Source organism: cf. Phormidesmis sp. LEGE 11477 (assembly GCF_015207105.1).
GTDB lineage: Bacteria > Cyanobacteriota > Cyanobacteriia > Phormidesmidales > Phormidesmidaceae > Phormidesmis.
In genome coordinates, this window is the sequence record NZ_JADEXO010000231.1 from 1 (window position 1) to 2,553 (window position 2,553).

4 protein-coding genes are annotated in these 2,553 nt (G+C 52.7%); all 4 read right to left on the reverse strand.

From position 1 onward, the window contains the following. A partial coding sequence (locus IQ256_RS28825) for a glycosyltransferase family A protein (protein WP_193859117.1) occupies positions 1 to 340 on the reverse strand: 340 nt, incomplete at its 3' end. Then, positions 337 to 1,188, reverse strand: a complete 852-nt coding sequence (locus IQ256_RS28830) for an alpha-1,2-fucosyltransferase (protein WP_228025389.1) — start codon at positions 1,186 to 1,188, stop codon at positions 337 to 339. The genes IQ256_RS28825 and IQ256_RS28830, both read right to left, overlap by 4 nt. 308 nt (positions 1,189 to 1,496) lie before the next feature. Then, positions 1,497 to 2,261 (reverse strand): class I SAM-dependent methyltransferase, encoded by a 765-nt coding sequence (locus IQ256_RS28835; protein WP_193859119.1) that lies wholly within the window; start codon positions 2,259 to 2,261, stop codon positions 1,497 to 1,499. Beyond that, positions 2,248 to 2,487 carry a hypothetical protein gene (locus IQ256_RS28840; protein ID WP_228025390.1) on the reverse strand — a complete coding sequence of 80 codons (240 nt, stop codon included), beginning with the start codon at positions 2,485 to 2,487 and terminating at the stop codon, positions 2,248 to 2,250. The genes IQ256_RS28835 and IQ256_RS28840 overlap by 14 nt, the downstream gene beginning before the upstream one ends. Positions 2,488 to 2,553 lie beyond the last annotated feature (66 nt).

Below are 2,553 nucleotides of genomic sequence, written 5' to 3' on the forward strand. Positions count from 1 at the left end.
GTGGGTGATCGCGTAAATAGGCAACCTGCACCGCCAGGCGGTCCACCGTGCAGATATCATCGGCATCCATACGGGCGATTAATTCCCCCGTCGCCAAGTCCCGGCCCTTGTTCAGCGTTGCCGCCAGCCCAATATTCTGCGGGTTTGTCACCACCCGAACCCGCGCATCGGCATCGGCATAGCGCTGCAAGATTGTCGGGCTACTATCGTGTGAGCCGTCATTAATAACCAGCAACTCAAAATCTGCAAAACTCTGACCCAGCACGCTGTCTATCGCAGCCTCAACATACGCCTCACCGTTATAGACCGGCATTAACACGGTGACGGTGGGGCCCTTCATAGGGTTATCCAGTCCGCAGGGTAGAGATCGACAGTGTTGTTGATCAGCATCGCGTCCCTTTGAAACCAATTGCGCGGGGCGATCACGATCTTGGCATCGCGATCATTCAGCCAGGCGCCCCACCAGCTAAAAGAACTGTTGGCAATGATTTGATGGTGGCAGGCCGCAATCAGTATCATGTCTTCCCACGGGCGTTCGACACTGCCCTCGACAACAACAGCACAATCCAGCTCCGCGGCAAACTCCGCGGCATAGACTGTGTCGTCGGAGAAAACGAAATAGGTCACCCGCTTTTCAGTCAAGCCGCCCATAATTTGAATAGCGCGCCGGTAATAGTCCGGTGAACAGGTGCCGTGGACCTGATTGACTTTATTGCTTCCAACATAATCGCCCCGCCGAATGTGCAAGGCCACAGCAACGTCGGTGCTTCTAATCTGCGCAAAGACCTTTTGTCCGCCCTCGGATACCGGGTGCTTCAAGCGAAATAGGTCGCGGATCTGCGGCGCGACATCGGCGAAATAACGCTCGCTTTGGAAATAGCCGACCAACAAAGACCCCGGCCCTACCTTCGGCCAACCCTGGGCATCAAAATGAAAGCCCGGTTGCCGGTAAATCTTATCCGTCTTGCCTGCTCCACGCGCCTGCGACCACAACTGCCCGACCCGACCGCGCGAAACAAGTCCTGCGCGCAGCGCCTCGATCTCGACACCCGAAGCCACGGCAACATCAATGCAAAACCGTTCAAGCAAGAACGAGCGCAAGCCATCAACCCCAAACAAGCTGACATCAAGCTCCAGAGCGCAGTCCAGGCGGTGCGCCGCCGAGACGCCCGCCGCGAACTGAAACATCTGATTGCCCAGACCACCACTTAGTTGACTGTATATTCGTAAAGAAGTCACGCTACTGTCAGTTTTCTTTTGATAAAAGGACGGTCAATGAAAAGGTACGTCATGGTTCCCACGGACAGAGCGTAAAACACCTCAATGTCATACTTGCCATTGTCCATGAGTTTATCAAAAAAAGGGCGACCAACTTCGGAAATACCTGCAGGTATGAATCAAGATCACAGCTAGAGCCGCATTAACTCGCATACCAGTTGAGGATATTGTTTCTAGGCTGCCAGGATCTCATATTTCCGCGATCAGGCCCTTCGAAGTCAATGCCGCCCAACCTTTAATATCTGTTTGATTCTCTGGAGTGAGCCATCACCAAGCAGCTTCTGGATGGTCCACGCTACGCCACGCTTAGTGCACCGAAGAGCCGCCTTGTACACAGGCGGGGGGAGCGCCTCGGGGTTGGCACGCACCGACTTCATGCGCTCCAAATACGGCCCGTCGCATAGATCATTCACATGATCGACGACCGCAACAGTCACCGTTTCTTCCCACTCGAACCCGATGAAAAAGAAATCCCTATATTTCCTGAAAAGTTCAATGAGGCGCGGTTCTGTCGTGTAGAAAAAATGCCGATACGCGTCTGCTATTGGGCCATTCATGGTGTCGTTTTTCAGACATAATGTCAGCGTCCCATTGTTCCAGCCCGCTGCCCAGATGTGGGCTGAAGCGTTACAAATCCACTCATAAAAAACATTCGGAACCTCAACATAGCCGCGTGGTGCGACACGTTGAAGCTCGGACAAAAACTCATCTAGACCTTCAGGCGGAATATGCTCGAGCACATGCGAACAAATAACGTAGTCGAATTGCATATCATCAAAAGGAAAGCGCCCTCCGTTGAAGTAAACAATATTCGATGTGTCGACCTTTTGCGTGCTTTCGCCACGCTGCCTGATGCGTTCTTCCTCGCTGGCATAGTCAAGTTCAAGCGCCACATCCGCTCGTGGATGTGGCAGCGCCCCCGGCCCTATTTCAAGCACCCGGTAATGATCTTTTATCTGGGTGACCATTTCAGGGAAGAACATTCTCTCCTCCCGTTTTTTTGAACAAGAAACACCCGCACCCGAAACTTTCCAGATCCACCATTTTGGGCGTGGCATCATAAATCATGCCACCCAGATCACGAAACGAAATCAAGCCAAATTCATCAAGCTCCCAATCAGGAAAGGCCTCCACAACCTGTGCATAGCTGTATATGCGATGGCCATTAAACATGACCGCAGGCTTGCCAACAGGCACAACATACAACAACTGCCCACTCGGCTTGACGATACGTTGCAGCTCTCTAATCGCTGTCTCTTATGCACATCTGACGCT